Raw genomic sequence first — 20492 nt, 5'->3', positions numbered from 1 at the left:
GTTTGAGATTAAATCTGAGGTTAACAAGAAATGGCGAAGCGTGATTTTTATGAAATTCTTGGAGTCGGCAAAAACGCCTCCGAAGAAGAAATCAAAAAGGCTTATCGCAAACTGGCGATGAAATACCATCCGGATCGCAATCCGGATAACAAGGTCGCGGAAGAAAAATTCAAAGAGGCCAAAGAGGCTTACGAGATGCTTTCCGACAGCCAGAAACGCGATGCCTATGACCGTTATGGTCACGCTGGCGTAGACCCGAATATGGGTGGCGGCGGTGGCGGTGGTGCAGGCGGCTTTGCCGATGCCTTTGGTGATATTTTCGGTGATATTTTTGGTGGCGGCCGTCGCAATGCTGGTCCGCAAGTGTATCGTGGCGCCGATTTGCGCTACAACCTGGAAATTTCGCTGGAACAGGCCGCAAATGGTTTTGACACCACCATTCGTGTACCTAGTTGGGATTCTTGCGATACTTGCCATGGCTCTGGTGCCAAGCCAGGCACCTCACCAGTAACTTGTACAACTTGCGGTGGCCATGGCCAGGTGCGTATGCAGCAAGGTTTGTTCAGCATACAGCAGACTTGTCCTAAATGCCATGGTACAGGAAAGATGATTCCTGACCCATGCCCGACTTGCTCAGGCGTAGGCCGCATCAAGCGTAACAAAACGCTGGAAGTCAAAATACCTGCGGGTATTGACGATGGCATGCGTATCCGCTCGTCCGGTAACGGTGAGCCAGGTGTCAATGGTGGCCCCCCAGGTGATCTGTATGTGGAAATCCACATCAAGCAGCATCCGGTGTTCCAGCGTGAAGGCGACGACTTGCACTGTGAAATTCCTATTTCCTTTGTCAAGGCGGCATTGGGTGGTGACATTGAAGTGCCAACCCTTAGCGGCAAGGCATCGTTCACCGTACCGGAAGGCACGCAATCAGGAAAAACTTTCCGCTTGCGCAGTAAAGGTGTGAAAGGTGTACGCTCTGGTTACGCTGGCGATCTGTTCTGCCATGTGGTCATTGAAACACCCGTCAAATTGACTGAAAAGCAAAAAGAATTGCTGCGCGACTTTGAAAGACTGACAGTGGAAGGTGGTTCCAAGCACAATCCGCAAAGTAAATCCTGGATGGACAAAGTTAAGAAATTTTTTGAATAAAATATTTTCTTAACACCTGAAAGCCTGCCCAAACTTGTTTCGGCAGGCTTTTTTGTTGTTGATGTGGACAGGTGAACTCGTTTCGTCAACGGGCAATAGTGAACTACAGTTAATCCAGGCATTTGTACAAACGTGTCAGGTTGCCTTCTGCTAATATGGGAAAACCACATTTACCTAAAAGATAGATCAACACGCTCTGGTTTTCAGGACATTTACCGTCACGATGGATATAGCTCCTCATTCAGGATTGTCATATAAATATCCCAAGCTTTATGCTCTGGGGGTTGCATTGATTGTATTCCTGGGTTTGTGGGCGATTGATCACAATGAGCGTGAATTCGGGATACAAAAACAAAGAGTTGAAGTTATAGAAAAGCTGTCAGTGTTGCGTGCGAAATTGAATGCGGGCATGACATCAAATATCGCTGCTGCGCGGGTATTGGCAATCACTTTTGCTACCAAACCCAATTTAAGCGAGCAGGAATTCAACATGCTGGCAACCGAGGTGGCCAGCGGCAATTCCAGCATACGCAATCTGGTGTTGGTCAATGGGACCATCGCCACCTACGTCTACCCCTATCTGGGCAATGAAAAAATGGTGGGTGTGGATTATCGCAATCTACCCAAACAATGGCCTGTCTATCAGCGCATGATGGAAGACCGGAGCATACAGGTCGCCGGACCACTCAATCTGGTACAGGGGGGTGTCGGCCTGGTGGTTCGTATTCCTGTGTATCAGCATGATAAGCTCGATGCGTTTATAGGCTCGGTGGCGATGGTCGTTAACTATGAGCCGCTATTAGAAATGGCTGGCGTGGGCAAGATGCAAAAGGAAATTAACCTGGCCATACGAGGGCGCGATGCCATGGGCAGCAAGGGTGATGTTTTTCTCGGCGACGGTAATTTGTTTGCTGGCGATGCGGTGACCCAGACTATCATTTTGCCTGGTGGTAGCTGGGAGTTGGCAGCTTTACCCAATGGAGGCTGGCAGGGAACGAGCAGACTATCAAAATTCTTTGAGTTTTTTGGATTCGTCTTGTGTGCGATGGCCTGGCTTGTGAGCTACCAGTCGATTTTGCGTCGTCGTCAGCGTGATATCAATGCGCAGGAATTGCGTGACAGTGAAGCATTGCTGCGACTGCGCAACGAAGCCTTGAGTGCAACCTCGCAAGGGGTCATGATTACCGGCCCGGATGGGCAGATCAATTATGTTAACCAGGCAGCCTGCCAGTTAAGTGCGTATAGCCAGGATGCGCTGTATGCAAAAAAGCTTGATGATTTGTTTGCCGATGCAGGTAGTCCCCTGTTTAGTCTTGGTGCTGCCGGTACAGATTCTGTCATGCGTGAAATGCTTCGAGAAAGCGATACTGGCAAACAATTGTGGCTGGAATTATTGCTGACACCAGTGCACGGTCAGGATGGAAAAGTCCAACAATATGTAGTCTTGCTCAGAGATATCACGGAAAAGAAACTGGCAGAAAAAGAGCTGGAAATTGCCGCCATGGCGTTTGAAACTGAAGAAGGCATTTTCATTACCGATGCGGAATTGAACATCTTGCGTGTCAATCGTGCTTTCACCCGCATTACTGGATATCAGGGGAACGAGGCAATAGGGCAATCTCTGCAACTCATGCAGTCTGACCGGCATGACGATTGTTTTTATCAACAGATGTGGGAAGATATTTTGCACTCACATCGCTGGCAGGGTGAAATCTGGAGCCGTCGCAAAAATGGCGAGGTGTATTCCGAACGTCTGGTGATTTCTGCTGTGCTTGGCAAGGATGGTAAAGTCAGCAATTATGTTGGCTCGTTCAGTGACATTACTGAACACAAGGCTTCGGAAGAAAAAATACATCAACTGGCATTTTTTGACCCATTGACGGGTTTGCCGAATCGCCGTCTCTTGCTCGACAGGTTGAGTCGCGCCCTGGCTGCGGGTCGCAGGCATAAGCGCTATGGTGCTATCCTGATGATAGACCTCGATAATTTCAAAACCCTCAACGATACCCAGGGCCATAACATGGGCGACATGTTGTTGACCCAGATAGGCAAGCGCATCCATGGTTGTGTGCGTGCTGACGATACCGTCTCACGTACTGGTGGCGATGAATTTGTTGTACTGCTGGAAGGCCTGCATGAAGATATTCAGCATGCAGCTGGTCTGGCAGAAAATGTCGCCGAAAAAATCCGGCTGACCCTGTGCCAGACCATCAAGCTTGGACGAGTCGATTACGATAGTTCCGGCAGTATAGGTATTGCCATGTTCGGTGCAGATGCCATAGGCATAGATGAATTGTTGCGACGTGCCGATATGGCGATGTACCAGGCCAAGGCGCTGGGTAAAAATAGTTTGCGCTTCTTTGACCCTAGCATGCAGGCAGCACTGGAGTCGCGTACCGCCATGGAAAACGATCTCAGGTATGCGCTCAGCAATCAACAATTGCTGCTACATTATCAATTACAGGTTAATGCGTTTGGCGAACCTATAGGTGCAGAAGTATTGTTGCGCTGGCAGCATCCAGCCCGTGGCCTGGTATCGCCACTGGAATTTATTCCGCTGGCTGAGGAATCTGGCCTGATCCTGCCCATAGGTTTGTGGGTGCTGGAGACAGCATGTCGGCAAATCGCCATGTGGGCAGATGAGAACAGTACCTGCACTTTACAATTGGCGGTGAACGTTAGCGCCAGACAGTTTCGTCATCATGGTTTTGTGGACGACGTGAAACGTGTGTTGCAGGAAACCGGCATTAACCCTATGTTGTTGAAACTGGAACTGACTGAGAGTGTAGTGTTGGAAGACGTATCTGTCGTGATTGAAAAAATGCATGCAATCAAGAAACTGGGCGTCGGGTTTTCCATGGATGATTTTGGGACAGGATATTCGTCCCTGTCTTACCTGCAACGCTTGCCTTTGACGCAACTGAAAATTGACCGCACTTTTATTCATGATTTGCCGGGTGACATTAACAATGCGAATATCGTACGTACCATTATCAGTCTGGGGGCAAGTCTGAATCTGACTGTCATTGCAGAAGGTGTGGAAACCGAACAGCAGCGTGAATTTTTGCTGCAATCAGGGTGCCAGGCCTATCAGGGCTACCTGTTTTGCAAACCGCTTCCCATAGAGCAGTTTGAGTTATTACTTGCAGCCAGGATACGACAGCAAAAAGCCGACAGCCCGAATTTCAAATCTCATGTAAGCTAGAAGCAAGGCGAACGCAACCCAAAGCACGCCAAGTGGCTAAAAGTGATTTGAATACATAAAAAGGGGAGACAAATGAAGTTGAATACCTACGTTAAAAAATTGACGGGACTGGTGCTTGCCGCTGGATTGGCATTGCCAGTTCTGGCCATGGATGTGGCTGGCGTCAAATTGGATGAAACTATGCAGGTCGGTGGCACCGAATTAAAGCTCAACGGTGCAGGTATACGTTACAAGGCAATTTTCAAGGTTTATGTCGCCGCCTTGTATCTGAAAGATAAAAAGACTACCGTACCAGATGTGCTGGCCGCGCAGGGGCCGCGTCGGGTGACTTTGGTGATGATGCGTGATCTGACCAACGAAGAATTCGGTCGCAGTTTCATGGCCGGCATTCACCAAAATAACGACAAGGCAGAAAAATCCAAGATGACCTCGCAGTTCATACGTTTTGGTGAACTGTTCGCTTCCGTGCCGGAATTAAAAAAAGGCGACATCATGGCCATTGAATGGATACCAAACGTAGGCACCGTGGTATTGCTAAATGGCAAAAAAATGGGCGACCCCTATCCTGACCTGGCGTTCTACAACGCACTCCTAAGAATCTGGCTGGGTGAATACCCGGTAGACAAGAGCCTCAAGAAAGCTTTGCTGGCAGAAGAAGATACACGTAGCCGTTGAAATTACGTAGTCATGCAAAAAGCACGAGGATGAAAATTCTTGTGCTTTTTTACATTAACCGCGTGACAGTCAAGAGATGTCTGGCTGGATGTAAATACCCACATGATACATATCAAGTATTTAACGGAAAGTATTTCTCAACCGTTATATATCAATGTATATTACGCTTCTTCCTATGTTTTTTAGCCTGACATATGCAGGAGTTGAATATGAACACCAGAATTTGCCGCCAGATAAGCATAGCCGTCACAATAGGTATGCTTGCTATGAGTGCCCATGCAGGGGAGGTGACGGTCTCGGCTGCCGCCAGCCTGACCAATGCCTTCAAGGAAATTGCGCAGAATTACCAGGCGCAGTATCCAGAAGCCAAAGTTTCACTGAATTTCGGTGCATCCGGCGCGCTCTTGCAACAGATGGCTAAAGGTGCACCCGTTGATGTATTTGCTTCGGCTGACCAGGAAACTATGGATGCCGCAGAAAAGCAGGGCCTGGTGGCTAACACAGACAGGCGTGATTTTGTGAAAAATGCGTTGGTGCTGATTGTACCTGTCGACAGTACTTTGAACATCAAACGCCTGGATGACCTGAATCAGCCTGCAGTGAAACGTATTGCCGTCGGCAACCCGGCCAGCGTGCCTGTGGGGCGCTATACCCAACAGGCGCTGGAAGCTGCCAAGCTTTGGTCGGTACTGGAAAGTAAGACCATCAACACGCAAAATGTACGTCAGTCACTCGACTATGTAGCCCGTGGTGAAGTCGACAGTGGTTTTGTGTATGCGACAGATGCCTCCATCATGAAAGACAAGGTTAAGGTAGCGGTGGAAGTGCCGCTGGCAACGGTGATCAGCTACCCAATCGCCAAACTCAAGGCCAGTACCAACGCCGATGAAGCCAAACGCTTCATCGCCTATGTATTTTTGCCACAAAGCCAGGCCATATTGCATAAATACGGCTTTCAAAAGCCTTAAGGCTATTTGATGAATCCGGCATGGACTGCATTGTTGTTGTCGCTGAAGGTAGCTGGCTGGGCCACGCTGCTGAATCTGTTCTGTGGCATTGCAGTTGGTTACTTGCTGGCACGCCGGCGTTTTCCTGGCCGTGACTTGCTCGATACCTTGCTCACTCTGCCCATGGTCATGCCACCCACTGTGCTTGGTTATTACCTGTTGGTCCTGATGGGGCGACGTAGCTGGTTTGGTGCATGGTTGCAAGATAATTTTGGTTTCAGCCTGATCTTTACCTGGCAAGGTGCAGTCATTGCCGCAGCCATTGTTGCTTTCCCGCTCGTGTTCAAGCCAGCCCGTGCCGCATTTGAAGCGGTGGATGGACAACTGGAACAGGCCGCCCGGGTGTTGGGCATTTCTGAAATGGCGATTTTTTTCCGGGTCACCCTGCCTCTGGCATGGCGTGGCATTCTGGCTGGCGTCTTGCTGGCCTTTGCCCGTGCCCTGGGCGAGTTTGGTGCTACCTTGATGGTGGCTGGTAGCATACCCGGCAAGACCCAGACCCTGTCGATTGCAGTGTATGAAGCAGTGCAGGCGGGGCAGGATGATGTTGCCAATACCCTGGTCTTGCTGACCTCAGCGGTTTGTATCGCAGTTCTGCTGCTTGCTGGTCGTCTGGCACCTGGCCGCATTGTTAATCAGATGCGGGGGTAGACCAAATGCAATTTGACCTGCACGTTCAAAAAATACTGCAATCCGGCAAACGTCATTTCGAACTCGATATTGCCTTCAGTTCAGACAGCCAGCGCCTGGTCATACTGGGAGTATCCGGGGCTGGGAAGAGCTTGCTCCTGAAAGCCATTGCCGGCTTGATGACACCGGACAATGGCCATATACGTCTGGGTGGCACGACCTTGTTTGAGTCGGCAGCGCGTATCAATCTTGCACCGCAATTGCGCCAGCTGGCCTACCTGTTCCAGGACTATGCCCTGTTCCCGCATTTGAATGTGGCGCAGAATATTGCATTCGGTTTGAACAAAGGCTGGCGCAATCCCTCTGCTGCCATCCTGAATGAAAAAGTCGAATATTGGCTGCAGGCTTTCCAATTACAGTCGGTGGCACGTCAATTGCCGCATGAATTGTCGGGAGGGCAGAAACAAAGAGTCGCCTTGGCACGTGCGTTGATCTCCGGGCCACGCGCCCTGTTGCTGGACGAACCCTTTGCTGCGCTGGACCAGTCACTGCGCGTCAGCATGCGCCAGGAACTTGACAGCCTGCAGCGACAACTGCAAGTCCCGATGATACTGATCACCCATGATGCCGAAGATGCCAAAGCCTTTGGTGATCAGGTGCTGAATGTCTATGAGGGAAAGTTGCTATAACTGGTTTCTGAACGCAGCCGTTTCCATCTGCAATAGTACTTCTGAGGAGTATGAGCCATGAATGTAATTCGTCAATGGATAGTTATACTGGGGCTGATCACGGTATGCACGCAGGTCGCGATGGCGCATGAAAAAGCCGGAGATATTTCAAAGTTCGTGAGCCAGACTGTGACGATATCCGGTGCGGTTGAAAACCCCTTGACGCTGAGTGTGGAAGACTTGAAAAATTTCCCGGCACAGCTAATCGGTGAACTGAAATTGATCAGGAAAAATGAAACGAGTGCTGGCAAGTTGGAGAATTTCAAAGGCGTGCGTCTGCGTGACATACTGGAAAAAGCCGTTGTCATTGCACGTGATCATAATGATGTAAAAAAGACGGTCATCATTGCTACTGCCACGGATGACTATAAGGTGGTCTATTCGTGGAGTGAGATTTTCAATACAACGGTGGGCGAGGGTGTACTGGTATTTTTTGAAAAAAATGGACAACCCTTGGCTGATGATGAGGGACGCATTGCCATGATATCCGGCAAAGACCTGCGTGCAGGTCCGCGCCATGTAAAGTGGTTGAAATCTATCGAAGTCAGGAAACTATCTGATTAGGTGAGGCATGACGATGCATTGATTTTTGCAATAAGGACATAGCACAACATGGCAACCAAAGATAAATCCATTGCCCTGCAAGGTTCGGTATGGATGACCGTGGGCGGTGAAAATTTTGGTGGTAAGGGACGCATTGCCCTGCTGGCGCAGCTTGCCGAAAGTGGCTCCATTACTCAGGCTGCCAAGGCGGTGAAGATGAGTTACAAAGCTGCATGGGACGCCATCGATACCATGAATAATCTTGCTGGCGAACCTCTGGTAGAGCGTCTGACTGGCGGCAAAGGTGGTGGCGGTACGCGACTGACAAAGCGTGGCGAACAACTGGTGAATAATTTCAAGATCATAGAAAAAGAGCACTGTGATTTCATTGCGCAACTTGACCGGCAGGCAGAAGGCATAACCGATGATTTATTACTGATCAGGAAAATGAATATGAAAACCAGTGCGCGTAACCAGTTTCTGGGCAAGGTCACGCAAATCACATTAGGTGCCATCAATGACGAGATAGAACTGGAAATCGCCGGTGGCCAAAAGATTGTCGCCATCATCACTCACGAAAGCACACAGGAACTGGACTTGCAAGTCGGCATTGAGGTTTTTGCACTGATCAAGTCTTCTTCCATCATTCTGATGACGGATGACAGCGGTGCTAAATTTTCAGCACGCAACCGCTTGGCGGGTAGTATTTCACGCATACAGCCAGGTGCCGTGAATACCGAAATCGTATTGGAAATGTCAGGTGGTGCGACCCTGGCGGCGATCATTACCAATGAAAGCTGCAAGAACCTGATGTTGAAGGAGAGGGATGCTGTGACAGGTATGTTCAAGGCGTCCAGCGTCATACTCGGCGTGGCTTGTTAAGCGGCTGCCCGATCCCTGTACCATGCCTGTTTATTCCAGTCTGAACGCCAGATCACGATTTTTGACTGCTTCGTTGCCAGCAAAATCGCTGGCATGGATGCGCAGTATATAGTCCCCCGCAACCAGCTTGCTGACATCCCAGCTGGTCTTTCGGGCAATGCCATCTTTGACGGTATTGCTGGCGACATACAGAAAGCGTGTCTTTTTGCTGCCGTGTACGGTAATGCCACTGTCTTCGGCATAAGCCAGTTTCACCAATTCGCGGTCGGGTGGCAAGGCATTGAATACCATATTGAACACGGGCGCTTCATAGCCAGCTACAGGCCTGCCATCTGCCTGCAAAACCTGATAGCCAAGCTGGTAAATGCCCAGGCGGCGGCGTTTTGCATTTCCATTCACCAGATCAAAGGCATCGACGATGATGCTGTAGCCAGTCACTTGCCTGGACAACAACAGACGACCAGCATTTTTTTGCTGGATCACAGAGCCACTGTCGTTGACTATCTGTATCGTTTCGATCTGCGGTGCCACGGTATCGACAAGACCGGGGAAGGCAAGCGTCAGCGGATTGGTTTTGATGCCGGCTTCACTATGTTCCAGATGCACGTGGAACATGCGGTTGACACTGCCCAGCGCTTCGCCGGTACTGAAACGGGTGCCGCGCCTGACTCGTACCGAATAAACTTTACCTTCAACATTTGTCTGCATTTGAAATTTTGCCTCATCCAGCAAGGCATTCTTTGCAGTGCGCCCAACTCTCATGTGGATATACGCCATGCTGTCTATCTTCAAACCTTCACTCAAGCCGTTATAACCCCAGGTACAGCCTGCAATACGCACCTTTTCATCCTCGATGGCATAGACGATGCTGCCCATATTGGCTTGTACATCCAGTCCCGCATGAAAGTGGTCACGGCTTTCCCCATCATAATTACCACGTACTTCACCCACGGTTCCTACCACTTCATGCGGTGAGTCTTGTGGTTTGACTGGCCAGGGGTAGGTCTTTGGACGTTGGCTGGCTACTTCATTGACGCCAACAGCTTTTGCAACGGTGGGCAATGGCGCAATGTTTGTGCCACGCACGCTGATTTTTCGGACCTGTAGTTTGACTGAATCACTGACGTACAGTGCACCTGATGCATCAAGGGCGATGCCGCTGGGCTGGTTAAAGCGCGGCGTTGTGACATTACCTGGCAGAAAATCGATGCCAACACCACTCAACCCACGTAAATCACCCGCAGGAGATAACTGCAAGATGCGGCCATTGCCGGTTTCACCGATATATGCATAGTCATCATGCGTCATCACTATGCTCAATGGTCTGTGCATCAGTGGTTTGTCTTCGTCCGGAGGTGGACGGCTGACAGTTGTTACCTGCCCATCCTTGCTCAGGCGTCGTATGGCATTGTTGCGATGATCTGCAATCAGCAAATTACCCTTACTGTCTACTGCCAGACCAGTAGGCGTATCAAACAGGGCCGCGCTGGCAGGGCCGTCCTGATAGCCAGAGCCACTACCTGCCAGGGTGCTGACCAGTCCTTCAGGGCTGATTTTTCGTAACCTGTCGTTATAAGTATCTGCGACATACACATTGCCCGCAGCGTCAACAGTGATGCCAGTCGGACCATCAAATTGTGCTTCTGTGCCAGGGCCATCGCGATAGCCGGGTTTGCCATTGCCTGCCAGTGTAGTGACCACACCATCGGGGCTGATCTTGCGTATGGCGTGATTGCCGGTGTCGGCAACCAGCAGATTGCCCTTGTTGTCGATGACTATGCCTGAAGGTGTGTGAAAAGCGGCCTGCGCACCCAATCCGTCGGCAAAGCCTTCCTGCGAACCGGCCAGGTCGTTGATCTGTCCATTTGGGCTGATCTTGCGTATCCGGTTATGTTCACCGGCGTCACTGATATAGATATTTTCCTGTTTGTCGATGGCGATGCCAAATGGGTCTGAAAAAATTTGTGGTCCGCCAGCCATTTCGCTAATTTGGGCTTGCCAGTCAAATGAAGTAACAGCAGTTTTTTTTATGCCTATTTTTGCCAGCAAATGAGTGGGGACGCTATCTGTTTGCTCACCCGGTAGATAGCGTAGCAAGCCCAAAATGGCGATGACCAGCAGCGCAACAATCATCGTGGCAGACAGCAGACGGCGTTTGAAAAGGGATGACATGTTGAACTGTGTGCAAAATTCAAAGACAGGCCGAGCAGCTTAGCTGAAATTGGGCATATCTGTCAGTCAATTTGATATTGATCCGTCTTGCACATAAATTTCTGAAATGAATTAGCATTTGGGTTCCGGTACCGCGCAGTTTGCTCCAATCTATTCTTTGAAGGAATCATGATGTCTGTATTAAACAGTTTCCCCATCACTCAGAAATGGCCAGCCCAGCAACCAGACAGGTTACAGCTATATTCGCTACCTACACCAAATGGTGTCAAGGTCTCCATCATGCTGGAAGAAACAGGTTTACCCTATGAACCGCATCTGGTCAGTTTTGAAACCAATGATCAGATGTCGCCAGAATTCCTGTCACTGAATCCGAACAATAAAATCCCTGCCATTCTTGACCCGCAAGGCCCAGGCGGCAAACCGCTGGCCTTGTTCGAGTCCGGTGCCATCCTGTTATATCTGGCGGACAAAACCGGGCAGTGCATACCTGCTGACCCGGCAGAACGCTATGAAACCATACAGTGGTTGATGTTTCAGATGGGTAGTATAGGCCCCATGTTCGGGCAACTGGGCTTTTTCCATAAATTTGCCGGTAAAGCTTATGAAGACAAGCGTCCACGCGACCGCTATGTAGCGGAGTCTAAACGCCTGCTGAGTGTGCTGGATCAGCGTTTGACCAATCGCCAATGGATCATGGGTGATACCTATACCATTGCCGATATTGCGACTTTTCCCTGGGTGCGCAATTTGATTGGTTTTTACGAAGCCGCCGATCTGGTATCCATCCAGGAATATCCGCATGTGCAGCGAGCCTTGGCAGAATTTGTAGGACGACCCGCAGTGCAGAGGGGTTTGCTGATACCGGGGCGCTGAAAGCAAAAAACAATGGAAGGTATGCGTGCAAACCGGCGGCATGCCTGGTCTATGATTTCATCATGGGTTTGGCATGGACATGGCTATGTAGTGTTGATTACAAAAGCAATGTGCCAGCCATGATTCAGTGATTTTTACGTAACAAGGTTTCCAGTTTATTCGCCAGATCCGCGTGTTTTTTATTCAGGTAATGGTAAAGCGGAATTGTGCTGATCGGGGGTGTCAGCATGAATACCGTGCCTTCCAACCCCATTTCCCGCACCAGTTGCAGGCCAGTTTGTTCATCAATGATGATGAGGTCTACACGTTTGTTCAGCATTTGCCTGAATGCGGCCTTGATATTGTGCTCGGCATGACCTGTAGTAAACCCTTGCGTATTTTGTTCTATGACCTTGGTGCCGGTCTCATATGAAAATGTGTGCTCACGCAAACTGGCCCAGCCTTTGTCCAGTTGTATATTTTTATCCAGTGCAAAGGCGACGGTATTGGTACTTGTCAAAGGTATCGGAATTTGCAGGAGGTCTGGATATTCCGCACTTAAACCGGCTTTGCGTACAAGTTCGCCATCGAGCCGGCCGCTATTTGATTCCTGCAAGGCGCGATTACCAGGCAGGTTGACATACTCGACGCGGACGCCAAGTTTTTTGTATTGTTCGCGCAGATAAATCGCAGCGGCTTTTTCCATGGGACCGCCCTGGCCAAAAGTGGTGATACGCAAGATTTCTTCCTGTACCTGAGCGTGGCTGACCATACCAAAGCATAAAAAGCTTAAGGTACAAATCAACATCATAACGGGCTTGCCATATATGCCTGAAATCATGCCTGGTTTTCCTGATCAGTGTATAGAGTTCTAGTTTCCTTCAAGTATTACTTATTTGGTTTAGCTAAACAAGATACTTATTTTCCAATATCAGATCGACCATACAGCGGATATATCAAGCCCATGTCATGCAGTAGTCTCTCAATACGGTTAAAATCTCGCCTGTCTAGAATAAATGGGCCAGAGCATGAGCGCAACAAGCAATACAGGACTGACTCCGCAGCAATTATTTGAAAACAACCGCAGTTGGGCGGCTGCCATCACGGCAAAAGATGCTGACTTTTTCAAAAAACTGGCAGCACAGCAAAGTCCTGAATACCTATGGATAGGCTGCTCTGACAGTCGTGTCCCCGCCAATGAATTATTGGGTTTGTTACCTGGTGAGTTATTTGTTCATCGTAATATCGCCAATGTCGTCGTACATTCTGATTTGAATTGTTTGTCGGTACTGCAATTCGCGATTGATGTGCTGGGTGTCAAACACATTATCATCTGCGGTCATTATGGTTGTTCAGGCGTGCACGCTGCCATGACCAAACGCCGTGTTGGGCTGGCTGACAATTGGCTGCGCCATGTGCAGGATGTGCATCAGAAGCATGAAAAATATCTTGGCGAAACACTATCTTTAAAGCAAAGAAGCGAACGTCTGTGCGAATTGAACGTCATAGAACAAGTAGTGAATCTGTGTCAGACCACCATTGTGCAAGACGCCTGGGATCGTGGTCAGCCAGTGACCGTGCATGGCTGGGTGTATGGCCTGCAGGATGGCTTGCTCAGTGAGTTGGGTATGACCATTAGTTCAGCAGATGAACTGGCACCGCATCTGGAAGCTAGCCTGGCACGTTACGATTGATGTGGGTTTGGCAACTGGGCAATTGCAGGTGTTAGTCGAAAACAGGTTCTAAGCAAGCAAGCGATAACCAACGCCAGTCTCAGTCAAAAAATGACGTGGCTGGGTTGGCTCATGTTCCAGTTTTTGCCGCAGATTGGCCATGTAGATTCTCAGGTAATGGCTGTTATCTGATTGATTTGGCCCCCATACTTCTTTCAGCAATTGCTGATGGGTCATGACCTTGCCAGCATTGCGTGCCAGTACCGACAGTAGCCGGTATTCTATGGGACTGAGATGCACGGATTGCCCGGCACGGCTGACCGTACGCAGTGCTAAATTCAGGCTGACGTCACCAAAGCTGAATATTGAATCAGCTTGAGTGCTCTGTGGCTGCCGGCGGCGCAAATGGGCATGGATGCGGGCGATCAGTTCCGCTGCGCCAAAGGGCTTGCTCAGGTAGTCATCGGCACCTGCATTCAGGGCGTCGACTTTTTCCTGTTCCTGGGTACGTGCCGATAACACGATGATAGGGACATCGGTCCAACTACGCACTTCGCGGATGACGTTCAGCCCGCTCATATCCGGCAAGCCCAGATCAACGATAAGTAAATCCGGCTTGCGAGTGGCACAGGCAATCAAACCCTGCTTGCCATTCTCTGCTTCAAAGACGCTCATGTCTTCAGTTTCCATAATGGTATTCAGAAAACGACGGATCTGCTTGTCATCTTCGATCAGCACAATGTGGATTTTGGTGTCACTCATTGGTATTCAAGGTTTTATATAGTCAGGTCAGTGAAGGAAAATCAGCAGGTGCTGCAAATATAGCATTGCTACATTCTATGCGAATGATTTTATGGGAGGGCGTTGTGTTAACACGCCCTAAGGGTTTGCCGCTTTTTACGTTGACGATTTAAGGTTGTCTATGTCGTGGCTGCAATTGCCGTGCGGCCATAGGAATTATGTCGTCGCGCAGAAGTATTCCGCACCGCATGCAGATCAGGAAAACAGTACGCGGTCACGTATTTTGAGCGGATCGCTGTAGCTGCTTTCCCACCATGCATGTTCCCCAATTTTTTTTGGGGGCTTGGCCAGCACCAATGGCTCATTGGCATCTTTGGCGCTCTTCTCTTTGACACGGAAATGGTAATGATCAAACATGCGTAAGGCTTCTACCATATAGGACACAGCGACTCGCCTGTCACGGATGAGCAAGAGGTTTTCACCGTTGTTGTGATCGGCTGATTGCGAAAAATTGTACGAGCCCATATACACGCGCGCTGTTGGTTTGTCGAAATCGATGACCACAAACTTGTGATGCATACGGGTGCCACCACCACCAGTGGGTTCTTCGTGAAATGGAGGGGGCGCATCCTTGCCAAGCGCCGAAGGATAAACTTCGGTTGATTTGCCATTTGGGGTGGTGAGTGACAAACCCGTCACTTCTTTGTCAGATATGCCGTAGACAAATTTTGCCGGGTCGGTTGCTACTGTTTTGATCACGTCCAGGATGGACCCCGGTGTCTGATATAAAAACGCCAGGGAAAAGAGCAGGGACGAGCCGGTAAGGGCAATATCCTTGGCAACATTATCAAGGGCCGCGTTTTTGCTGCCATGCGGAGAAAATGTCACCTGTGCATCTATTTTATCCAAGCCCAGGCTTTGCCAGTTTGCCGGGCTGCCACTGGCAAAACTTGCAGCTTCATTTTTCCAGTAAGTGTCAAAGGCAGTCTGGAATAAATTCACTGGCCCGTCGCCGTGGAGGATGATGGCATTGTTAGCCTGAACAAAAAAACCGCGCCAACTGAAGTTGGTCGATCCACAGACCACACTGCTGATCTGCTTGCCCTTGGCGACGATAGTTTTATTGTGCTGTAGATCGCGCATGTGCTGGCGCAATACATTGCCAGCGCCAGCGCTGGTCACAAGACGGGTAGTAGCTTGTGATTCAGCCGAATTTTCTGGTCCGTGACTACCACTGTCGTCGATGATGACGCGCAAGCGCTTACCCAGTTTTTCCAGTCTCTCAAGTACGCCGGGTTCATTCAGGTCGTAGGCCACAACACAGACCTGGGCACTGGTGTCGGCAATGGCATTGTCCAGTACTTCCAGAATGGCGCTGCGGGCTTCAAATCCCATCCAGGCAAGTGCTTCGTCTGCTTTTGGATTGGTGGGCTTGAATGTAAGGCCGTCATCTGCCTGCGCTGGCAGCAATGTTGGTATAGCGGCAGCGGTGTAACGGTCAACAAAAGCCTGGGAAGACACAAAGCCACGTGTATAGGCAACGTTCAACTGACCGTCATAAGTTTCCCTTTGGAGCACAATGTTTGCCTCTTGCGCTTCACCATAGCTTAAGTCATCGCTTACACTCATGAATACTGGGGTAACGCGATACGTGAAACTGCCCTTCATATCGGCATTGCGGGGGAAATGTATCCAGCGGAATTTTTGTATAGGCGAGAGAAGGCTGGACAGGCTTTCCGGGTTGAAGTTTCCATCTTTTTCAACAAAGGACAGGCGATTCTTGATAGCAAAATATTGCTGGCCACCTGGCTCCTTGTATTCAATCGCAAAGCCGACAAAGTCTGTACCTGGCTTGCCAGTTTTCCAGTCCATGCCCAGCAACAGCATACCGTCACCACGATGCAGTTTCAGGCTGAAAAGCGCTTTGTCATTATTCGCTATGACCTCATACTGTTCCATGTCCAACCTTTCAAGGTGTGATTTTCTGTCGCCTGGGGTGTCGCATTGAATGGCTGGATTCATGTCAGTAAGCCAATCCTTACCATGCTAGCGTAGATTATATTTATTGCAAACGAATTATTGTTTGAATTGCATGGATGGTTCGACAATCATGCAAGGTTTTGATGACGGAGATGTGACATAGAGCGTGAGTGTTTTGCTGGTGAATGATCGCGGGGAAATCTCCATCAACTTGCTTGGTTCAATGCGGTTTGCAGGCCCGAAGTTGACCTTGGTTGCTTCAATTTTTTGCGATCTGAGAACTCGGAATTTGGGATACCCAAGGCAGCGTTTGCAACGCTCAAGCGCGACTTTTTTCTTCGTAATAGTTCAAAAACAATCCCGTCGTCAACTCGATCAACTGCTTCTGCTGCACGGTGTCCAATAGCGGCTGGTTGATAGTCACCTGAGGCCAGAAGGCCAACGATTTGAGCTGGCCTTGCAGCATGTCGCCCATGAGGACGGCATCGCCGGCCTTGAGTTTGCCATCCGCCTGTGCCGCCCTGATCCAGGCGACGATCCCTTCTTCACGATTGCTCATGCGTTCTACCATATCCCTGGCACGGTCCGGGTTGTGGATGGTGGCGGCGATGGCGACACGGGCGAGGTCGATGAAATTGGTATCGCACAGCAAGAGCATCTTGTTGCCGAGGAAAGTTTCTAACTGCTCGCGCAGACTTTTGTCGCGCTGATAGTGGAAATCATCCTGAGAAACAGCACTTTTCCACAATTTCAACAATATTGCAGCGAATAAATCGTCTTTACTGGGGAAGTGGTTATACACCGTACGTTTGGAGACGATAGCGGTGGCGGCAATCTTGTCCATGCTGGTTGATTCAAAGCCGTGCAGGCGAAATTCATGAATCGCGGCCAGCAAAATGGCTTCGCGCTTGCGGTCAGTCTGGCGGATGGGATTGGACATATTGTAATTATATTAATTTTTGTAAATCATATTCACAAGCGAATTTTACACTAGGTAGTTTACTTTCTTTAATTTAGAAACTACACTGTGTAGTGTAATTAATAAATAGGCCTGATCTTACACGGCATATTGAATTAAACGAATTGAATGAATTTAGTGCTTTCTACCGCACACCATACTGACAGGAGCGTTGATCACCATGGCTTATGTTTCCTACTCTAGTCCCGCAGAGGGCATGCGCAATACCGTACCGCACGAAGAAGGCAAAACCTTTTTGAATCAGGCACCTGTGCGCGAACCTGGTTTTTTGCAGAACTTGCACATCGCCTGGAAATTCTTTTTTGATAAACCTAAAGATACAGTTCCCAGTGGCAGTATCCCTGTGTTTGAATTGACCACAGCGCAATTGCTGGCGGCACCAGACAATAGCCTGTACCGCCTTGGACATTCGACCTTGCTGCTGAAATTGCAGGGGGAATTCTGGCTGACGGACCCGGTATTTTCTGAACGTGCATCGCCTTTCCAGTGGATGGGCCCAAAGCGTTTTCACCAGCCGCCGATCAGCATTGCCGATCTGCCACCGATCAAGGGCGTGATTCTGTCACATGACCATTACGACCATCTGGACTATTCTGCCATTTTGCAACTGGCCAAGAAGACCGAGCATTTCCTGACACCAACGGGTGTGGGGGAGCGCCTGGTCAAGTGGGGTATAGCTCGTGAAAAAATCCAGCAACTGGCCTGGTGGCAAAGTACCCTTGTTGGCGATATCCAGTTTGTGGCCACACCGGCGCAGCATTTTTCTGGCCGTGGCTTGCATGACCGTGACCAGACCCTGTGGGCGTCCTGGACCATCATGGCACCTGACCTGAAAATATTTTTTAGCGGTGATACAGGCTACTTCAAGGGCTTTAAAGAGATAGGCGACAAGTATGGCCCGTTTGACCTGACCCTGGTGGAAACCGGTGCCTATAACAAAATGTGGCCGGATGTCCACATGCAACCGGAAGAGTCTTTGCAGGCACATCTGGATTTGCGCGGCAAAGCTATGTTGCCCATCCATAACGGCACCTTTGATTTGTCCATGCATAGCTGGTTTGATCCGTTTGAACGCATCGTTGCCCTGGCACAGCAGCATGGCGTGAGAATCAGCACACCGCAAATGGGGGAAGAGGTCGATATCGCTGAACCGCAAACCGGCAGACGCTGGTGGCTGTTCCCGAACACTCAGGCCAGCCACCCGGTGTCTTTGCAGTCAGTGCTGGTGGATTAGCATAGGCCACATGTTGAACGAAAACAGCCCGCGGGCACATGCCTTGCGGGCTGTTTTTTGCTTTAGAACCTGTTGACGATCTGTAGCGAGCGTCAGCGGCAGGGCAGGGTAACCAAGCGCAGCGCAAAAAGCGGAATGTACTGTAGTACATGAGCATTTTGAGCAGCACATGTGCCCCGCGTAGACTCCGATTGCGCCCGCGCAGTAGGATCGTAAGCAGATGCTTAGAAACTATGTTCCAGGGCCGGGAAAGACTGGTCTTTAACAGCTGCCACATACGCCAGTACCGCAGCATCAATACTGGTCTGACCTTCCATGAAATTTTTCACGAAACGGGCTTTGCGGCCAGGGAAGACGCCCAGCAAATCATGCATGACCAGCACCTGACCAGCGCAATCAACACCGGCACCTATGCCTATGGTGGGAATGTGCAGGGATTCTGTCACTTCCTTGCCCAGGCTGGCGGGAATCGCTTCCAGCACTATCATGGTGGCACCAGCCTCTTGTACGGCCAGTGCTTCTGCCTTGAGCAGGTTGGCGGAAGCATCGGTCTTGCCTTGCACTTTGTAACCGCCAAGCTGATGGACAGATTGCGGTGTCAGCCCCAGATGCGCGCAGATGGGTATAGAACGTTCGGTCAGGAACTTGATCGTTGGCAGTAACCAGGTACCACCTTCCAGTTTGACCATTTGCGCACCCGCCTGCACCAGTTGCACGGCGTTGTTGAAGGCAGCTTCCGGCGTGGCATAGCTGCCAAACGGCATGTCGGCAACAACCAGGGCTTTTTCATTACCACGGGCGACAGCGGCGGTGTGATAAGCGATGTCCTGCAGTGTCACTGGCAGGGTGGAGTCATGTCCCTGACATACCATGCCCAGGGAATCACCGATGAGTAAAACCTCTACACCGCAACGGTCCATCAGGGATGCGAAACTGGCGTCGTAGCAGGTGAGCATGGTGATTTTTTCACCTTTCTCACGCATGCTGATTAAGCCGGGAATGCTTACTGCTTTACGGTCTTGCAAATATTCAGCCATTCTTTTTCTCCAGAGGTGATGCTGTCGTTTGGTTTTTGTTTGACAGCGATTTGTGTCTCCACCTACATCTTCTAATTGTTATTTTTATTAGGACTTACGCAAACCAGCCGCGCTGCTCATCAAACCAACGTAGGTACGATTAGCGCAGCGTAATCGTACGCATGTCCTGCGCTAATCGTACCTACATTCTGGAACAATTTTGCGTAAGTCCTATTCATTTTTAATTCCGATTTGTTTGCAAGCTTCAGTTATTTTTATAGTGTGTTTTTAGGAAAATTCTATTGCTGTTGATTGACAAGGCCGGGTCTCGGCCCGGCGGCCGAATTCCTTTCTTTGCTTCGCCAAAGAAAGGAATCAAAGAAAGGCGACCGCAGACTCGCCCTACGGGTGCTTACGCTGCGCTTCAGCATAATTTGTGCATCACAAAAAATGGGAAGATCCGAAACTCGCTTCGCTCAGACATCGGCTCTTCTGATTCCATTTTCTGTGAAGCACAAATTACATCGCCTCAAGCGGACTAGAGTCAAAAGCAACTCCAAAGTCAAAACCAACAGCAAAACCAGAACCAAAAGCAAATTCAAAAGCAAATTCAAAACACAGCTTACTTACCGCTTTCCTTCTTTCGATAAATCTATTTTTTAACTTCTAAAAATAAAATACACGGCGCCTACCAGACATAGTCCTGCCCACACATAATCCAGCTTGAACGGCTGTCCCATGTAAAACATGGCGAAGGGGACGAAGACGATCAGGGTCAGGGCTTCCTGCAATATCTTTAGTTGTGCCAGGCTGTAGGTAGTGTAGCCGATTCTGTTGGCGGGCACTTGTAGCAGGTATTCGAACAGGGCGATGCCCCAGCTGGCAAGGGCGGCTATCCACCAGGCTTTGCTGGAAAAGTTTTTCAGGTGGCCATACCAGGCGACGGTCATGAAGACGTTGGAGAGTATCAACAGGCCAGTGGTTTGGATGATGACAGGGATTTGCATGGGACCTCGTGTTGGGCTG

At 49.8% G+C, this 20492-nt stretch carries 18 protein-coding genes; 11 read left to right on the top strand and 7 right to left on the bottom strand.

Annotated features, from left to right (window positions below; genetic code table 11):
• Positions 1-30 precede the first annotated feature (30 nt).
• The 8 genes from dnaJ (at position 31) to AC1RVX_RS11000 (ending at position 8819) form a co-directional block, all read left to right on the top strand.
• Positions 31-1149: a molecular chaperone DnaJ gene (gene dnaJ, locus AC1RVX_RS11035; protein ID WP_493216632.1), complete on the top strand. Its 1119-nt coding sequence runs from the start codon at positions 31-33 to the stop codon at positions 1147-1149.
• Positions 1150-1372: 223 nt separating this feature from the next.
• A complete protein-coding gene (locus AC1RVX_RS11030; RefSeq protein WP_493216631.1) occupies positions 1373-4354 on the top strand; it encodes a bifunctional diguanylate cyclase/phosphodiesterase in 2982 nt (993 codons plus the stop codon).
• A 147-nt stretch (positions 4355-4501) separates the two neighbouring features.
• Positions 4502-5029 carry a chalcone isomerase family protein gene (locus AC1RVX_RS11025; protein WP_493216630.1) on the top strand — a complete coding sequence of 176 codons (528 nt, stop codon included), beginning with the start codon at positions 4502-4504 and terminating at the stop codon, positions 5027-5029.
• Between the two features lie 209 nt (positions 5030-5238).
• Positions 5239-5997: a molybdate ABC transporter substrate-binding protein gene (modA, locus tag AC1RVX_RS11020; RefSeq protein ID WP_493216629.1), complete on the top strand. Its 759-nt coding sequence runs from the start codon at positions 5239-5241 to the stop codon at positions 5995-5997.
• A gap of 9 nt (positions 5998-6006) precedes the next feature.
• On the top strand, positions 6007-6687 hold the full coding sequence (gene modB, locus AC1RVX_RS11015) for a molybdate ABC transporter permease subunit (RefSeq protein WP_493216628.1): 681 nt from the start codon (positions 6007-6009) through the stop codon (positions 6685-6687).
• Positions 6688-6692: 5 nt separating this feature from the next.
• Positions 6693-7355 carry a sulfate/molybdate ABC transporter ATP-binding protein gene (locus AC1RVX_RS11010; protein ID WP_493216627.1) on the top strand — a complete coding sequence of 221 codons (663 nt, stop codon included), beginning with the start codon at positions 6693-6695 and terminating at the stop codon, positions 7353-7355.
• A gap of 57 nt (positions 7356-7412) precedes the next feature.
• Positions 7413-7958, top strand: a complete 546-nt coding sequence (locus AC1RVX_RS11005) for a molybdopterin-dependent oxidoreductase (RefSeq protein WP_493216626.1) — start codon at positions 7413-7415, stop codon at positions 7956-7958.
• A 48-nt stretch (positions 7959-8006) separates the two neighbouring features.
• Complete coding sequence (locus AC1RVX_RS11000; RefSeq protein ID WP_493216625.1) at positions 8007-8819, top strand: TOBE domain-containing protein; 813 nt, start codon at positions 8007-8009, stop codon at positions 8817-8819.
• Positions 8820-8849: 30 nt separating this feature from the next.
• On the opposite strand, the gene AC1RVX_RS10995 is transcribed toward AC1RVX_RS11000, so the two are convergent.
• Entirely contained in the window at positions 8850-10991 is a 2142-nt protein-coding gene (locus AC1RVX_RS10995) for a gluconolaconase (protein WP_493216624.1), read from the bottom strand.
• Positions 10992-11162: 171 nt separating this feature from the next.
• On the opposite strand from AC1RVX_RS10995, the gene AC1RVX_RS10990 reads away from it, so the two are divergent.
• Positions 11163-11864 (top strand): glutathione S-transferase N-terminal domain-containing protein, encoded by a 702-nt coding sequence (locus AC1RVX_RS10990; protein WP_493216680.1) that lies wholly within the window; start codon positions 11163-11165, stop codon positions 11862-11864.
• A gap of 124 nt (positions 11865-11988) precedes the next feature.
• On the opposite strand, the gene AC1RVX_RS10985 is transcribed toward AC1RVX_RS10990, so the two are convergent.
• A complete protein-coding gene (locus AC1RVX_RS10985; RefSeq protein ID WP_493216623.1) occupies positions 11989-12684 on the bottom strand; it encodes a substrate-binding periplasmic protein in 696 nt (231 codons plus the stop codon).
• A gap of 187 nt (positions 12685-12871) precedes the next feature.
• On the opposite strand from AC1RVX_RS10985, the gene can reads away from it, so the two are divergent.
• A complete protein-coding gene (gene can / locus AC1RVX_RS10980; RefSeq protein ID WP_493216622.1) occupies positions 12872-13537 on the top strand; it encodes a carbonate dehydratase in 666 nt (221 codons plus the stop codon).
• Positions 13538-13585: 48 nt separating this feature from the next.
• Here the strand turns inward: can and AC1RVX_RS10975 are convergent, their stop codons facing one another.
• The 3 genes from AC1RVX_RS10975 to AC1RVX_RS10965 all read right to left on the bottom strand — a co-directional run bounded on the left by AC1RVX_RS10975 (position 13586) and on the right by AC1RVX_RS10965 (position 17177).
• Complete coding sequence (locus AC1RVX_RS10975) at positions 13586-14278, bottom strand: response regulator (RefSeq protein WP_493216621.1); 693 nt, start codon at positions 14276-14278, stop codon at positions 13586-13588.
• 234 nt (positions 14279-14512) lie between these two features.
• Positions 14513-16279, bottom strand: a complete 1767-nt coding sequence (locus AC1RVX_RS10970; protein WP_493216620.1) for a phospholipase D-like domain-containing protein — start codon at positions 16277-16279, stop codon at positions 14513-14515.
• A gap of 277 nt (positions 16280-16556) precedes the next feature.
• Positions 16557-17177, bottom strand: coding sequence for a TetR/AcrR family transcriptional regulator (locus AC1RVX_RS10965; RefSeq protein WP_493216619.1), 621 nt, complete (start codon positions 17175-17177; stop codon positions 16557-16559).
• A gap of 235 nt (positions 17178-17412) precedes the next feature.
• Between AC1RVX_RS10965 and AC1RVX_RS10960 the strand changes: the two genes are divergently transcribed.
• Entirely contained in the window at positions 17413-18450 is a 1038-nt protein-coding gene (locus tag AC1RVX_RS10960) for an MBL fold metallo-hydrolase (protein WP_493216618.1), read from the top strand.
• 224 nt (positions 18451-18674) lie between these two features.
• Here the strand turns inward: AC1RVX_RS10960 and panB are convergent, their stop codons facing one another.
• Complete coding sequence (panB, locus tag AC1RVX_RS10955; RefSeq protein WP_493216617.1) at positions 18675-19487, bottom strand: 3-methyl-2-oxobutanoate hydroxymethyltransferase; 813 nt, start codon at positions 19485-19487, stop codon at positions 18675-18677.
• A gap of 638 nt (positions 19488-20125) precedes the next feature.
• Entirely contained in the window at positions 20126-20473 is a 348-nt protein-coding gene (locus AC1RVX_RS10950) for a DMT family protein (RefSeq protein ID WP_493216616.1), read from the bottom strand.
• Positions 20474-20492 lie beyond the last annotated feature (19 nt).

Source organism: Undibacterium sp. GW821-FHT11B02, assembly GCF_058808955.1.
The sequence above is the reverse complement of the archived record's forward strand: the minus strand, read 5'-3'. Positions and strand labels throughout refer to the sequence as shown.